This is a genomic window from Acidithiobacillus sp. TH-A35 (assembly GCF_057473505.1).
Genome location: NZ_JBYCKR010000311.1, coordinates 1 through 3,839, shown reverse-complemented (window position 1 = coordinate 3,839; position 3,839 = coordinate 1). Strand labels below are relative to the sequence as shown.

Below are 3,839 nucleotides of genomic sequence, written 5' to 3'. Positions count from 1 at the left end.
TTAGGTTTCGCAGAAATTGCCCCTACCTTCTTAAGGAAAACCGAGGTATCGTCGGTGCTCTTATAGAGCGAAACCGATTTTTCCTTGTCTTCAGGATTCATTGCCTCCAGATTTAACTTTGGTCCAAATAGGCGTGTCCCAGACAATGCGGTCAAATAAACAGATGGAGATAACTCGACATGTGGCGCCATTATAGCAGCCGCTTGTTTTGGATGTTCTTTGATGAATTTTACAGTAGCAAACCAAGCTTTTGATAAGTTTATGAACTGTTGAGGATATGCTTTCAAGACGCTTTCACGGGCAGCCACAACATCTGGAATGACCCCTGGAGCACTAGCACTAGAAAAAATGGCATGCCCTAGCTTTTTCTCTTCAATTCTCTGTATCCACGGATTCCAAACGCCTGCAGCGTCTACTCGTCCCGCCATTAATGCTGCAGCCGCATCGCCTGTTGACATGTTTATGAAGTGTACGGATGTTATTGGAATGTTGTTTTTCGTTAGCGCATATTCATCGAGATACTGTTCTATGGAATCCATGCGCACCGCAATGGTCTTTCCTTCCAACTGCTTGAATGTACTAATAGAGTTATTCACCATCAGTGCGTCATTACCATGTGAATTATCAGTCACTAAAATAACTTTTATCGGAACACCTTTTTCCACAGGTGCCAGAGTATCAATTAGGGCTTGGCAATTTGCATCTATTTTTCCGGCTGAAAGCGCTTCCACTGACGTCATGTAACTGCTAAACCATACTAATTTGAAGTCGGCGTGGTATTTCTTCAAATAACCGTTGTGCTCAGCGACGTACCATGCGACCCAACCGGGCCAATTACTCAGACCTAGGGTGATAGGCTCCGCATCCGCATTTGCAGATAGTATAAAAGGAGCCAACGTCAGCGTTCCTGCCAATAAGAATGACTTCAATTTTTTCATGCGCGTTTCTCCAAAAAAAAAGGGAGATAGCAGCTTTCACTGTTATCTCCCGGGCTTTTATCCCTCCGTGTACCCTGCGCGGCAGGGCGGAAACTCTCGGTCCGATCACCTTTGCAGGCTGGAACCCTAGAATCCTAAATATTAGAAAGCAGAAAACATGCCATAATGCCAAAAACCCGTAACATGCTGAAAATAATACTTAACCCTGTGTCATGCTCATTTTACCGAAGTGTTCACACATCCCAGTACGGTGCAAAATTTGTTTTTGTGCACCATAGTGGTGCATCGCCCATCTAGTTAAATGCGTGATCTTATTTTGTGGAACTATCAAAACTCACTAACCGATGCTGTGTTTCTGCCTGATATCGTGTACACGAGGTCACATTGAACGCCTGACTGGATCTGGAGGCTTCCTGGAGAGCGTAGCTCCGATAGTGTGCACACGGTCATAGTCTCCCTGACTTGCTACAGAAGCCCTTTTGCGGGCTTTTTCGGTTGCCCAATGACTGGTTTTCAGTCGGGTCTGCCACGCCCTACCCTATCCCAAGGTTAAAGCGTTTCCTGTCTGACCGCCCATTGCTCCAGTTCCGCAGCCAGCGCCAGATAGTGCTGGGCGTCACGCAGCCCGGTGATGAAACGACGGGGAATTCCCTCCAGACCTATTTGGGCGCCCACGAGCGCACCCGTCAACATCGCGCGGGACATATTTTGTCCGCCCCCGTTGATGGCGTGCAGTACGGCCGCTTCATAATCTTCCCGGAAACGACTGGCCAGGTAGTAAGCCGCAGGCAGTTGGTGGTAAATGGCGCAGGGCATGCCGTAAACCAGGCTCACCTTCCAGGCGGGTTCAATGACGATGTCAGGATCCGCGGCGGCCAGCGCGGCATATCCCGCCGTGAGTAAGGCGTCGGGCGACGTAAACTGGCCTGCCCGCATCCCTTCGCCACCCTGCGACGGTGGCTGCAGGTGGCCTTGGGTAACCATGTGGAATGGCAGTGCTCCGCTGTGCACCTGCGCCATGAGCGTGGTGCCAATCTGCGGCGTCAACGCAGCGCCGGAGACCAACTGGGCCAAAACGGCGTTGAAGGCGACGCTCATGGCGACGATGGCCGGATCATGCTGGGTCAGAGCAATGTTGCGACACACCGCCTCCGCCATTTTTTTCGGCTGCAGGGCATAAAAGGCAGCGATGGCAATGGCGCGTTCGGCACCCTCCGTCGTGTCCGCGTCGCCGGCGCATTCTCCCCATGGGCGATGCTCTGGCACGCGCTTACGCCAGGCCTCTCGAATGGATTGATTGGTGTAGCCCCCCGGTCCCTGCATGGGCGTGCCGTCCAACTGCGGGAACAGTTCCGTATCCAGCCGACGGGTGAAATCGTCCTCCTCATAACCCGCGCAGCGCACCAACGACTCCATCAGCATGACCAGCAGCAGTCCGGTTTGCGAGATATCCCCCGCAAGCAGGCCACTGTGATAACGGCCGGGGCGCGGCGTGAGATAGTCGGTAATCCAGGGGCCACATTCCCGCCGCAGTTCGGCAAGGTCGTAGTACCAATGACACCCCAAAGCCAGTGCATCACCAATCAGGGCGCCCATCACGGCACCCGCTACGCGTTGCATGCTTCACCTCCCCCCACCAGACGGGCTCATGGGATATCCGGCAACACGGCGGCGTCACCTGGTAAAGTCCGTTCCCAGGCCACCCTCTTCATGCCCATACCACAATGGGCATCCCGTGTTTCGGGAAAACGGCAGCCAGTGTCATTATACTGCGGATTTTATGTCTTCCGTCCCATTATAGCGGCTCACGGCACGGAGGGTGGGTTGTCTCCAGGTCGCCAGCAGGCCCTTTATAGGCTATAAAGAGGGCAAAGCTTGGCCGCCGCAGACCATAAATAACCATGCAAAACCCTTTCTTTGAAAAACCCATCCTCAATTCCCCCTATGCGTATCCGCAGCGTCATTGGGAACTGGATGAACAGGGACAGCCAACTCAACGCATCATCGACAATCGCCGCAAGGCGGAATTCATCAGCCCCATTCCCCGACCACGCAAGCAAAAAGGGCCCGGCCGACAAGCATCGCTGGTGCTCGACCAAGGACTGGGGCTCTCGACCGAGGAACAGCAGTACAACATCACCGCGCTCATCAACGGCGTGCGTGCCGAAGTAGACCAGTGGCGCGGCATCCCCAACCCCGCAGACTGGCGGGTGACCCCCGAGACGGCACGGCTGTTGCAACACTGGCGGCACCACGCTTTCAGCAGCATTCGTCCCTTCTTCTGCCAGATCGAAGCGGTGGAAACCGCCATCTGGCTAACCGAGGTCGCACCGCAGATGGGGAAATCGGCGCAGACCTACATAGATCACCTGAGTAACGCCAGTCACGATGCCAACCCGGACCTGTTGCGTCTGGCGCTCAAACTGGCGACCGGTGCGGGCAAGACCACGGTGATGGCCATGCTCATTGCCTGGCAGACCGTCAACGCGGTGCGGCACCCCAACAGCAAGAAATTCACGCGGGGCTTTTTGATCGTAGCGCCCGGCATCACCATCAAAGATCGTCTGCGCGTGCTGCAACCCAATGATCCCGACAGCTACTACGCCAGCCGCGAACTGGTGCCCGGCGATATGCTGGCTGATCTGGAACGCGCCCGCATCGTTATCACCAACTACCATGCCTTCAAACTGCGCGAGTGGCTGGAACTCTCCAAAGGCGGACGCCGCCTGCTCCAGGGACAGGGCGGCGAGGCGCTGAACACACTGGAGACGGAAGGCCAGATGCTCCAGCGCGTCATGCCCGAACTCATGGGCCTGAAAAACATTATCGCCATCAATGACGAAGCCCACCACTGCTACCGCGAGAAACCCGATGGGACGGACGACGATCTCAAAGGCGACG

The 3,839-nt window shown here is 54.9% G+C and carries 3 protein-coding genes and 1 riboswitch; of the genes, 1 reads left to right on the top strand and 2 read right to left on the bottom strand.

The genetic code is table 11. The annotated features are described in order from the left end of the window. Positions 1-938, bottom strand: a 938-nt coding sequence (locus AC2VNK_RS09870; protein WP_486883628.1) for an ABC transporter substrate-binding protein, incomplete at its 3' end; no start/stop codon positions are given. 44 nt (positions 939-982) lie between these two features. Further along, a riboswitch (guanidine-I (ykkC/yxkD leader) is annotated at positions 983-1,079 on the bottom strand. A 408-nt stretch (positions 1,080-1,487) separates the two neighbouring features. After that, a complete protein-coding gene (locus AC2VNK_RS09865; RefSeq protein WP_486883627.1) occupies positions 1,488-2,558 on the bottom strand; it encodes an ADP-ribosylglycohydrolase family protein in 1,071 nt (356 codons plus the stop codon). 281 nt (positions 2,559-2,839) lie between these two features. Between AC2VNK_RS09865 and AC2VNK_RS09860 the strand changes: the two genes are divergently transcribed. After that, the coding region (locus tag AC2VNK_RS09860; protein WP_486883626.1) for a DEAD/DEAH box helicase family protein at positions 2,840-3,839 on the top strand (1,000 nt) is incomplete at its 3' end.

What these genes read in the sequence shown, in the direction of transcription:
- AC2VNK_RS09865 (WP_486883627.1), bottom strand. Translation starts at nt 2,558, where the DNA reads ATGCAACGCGTAGCGGGTGCCGTGATGGGCGCCCTGATTGGTGATGCA.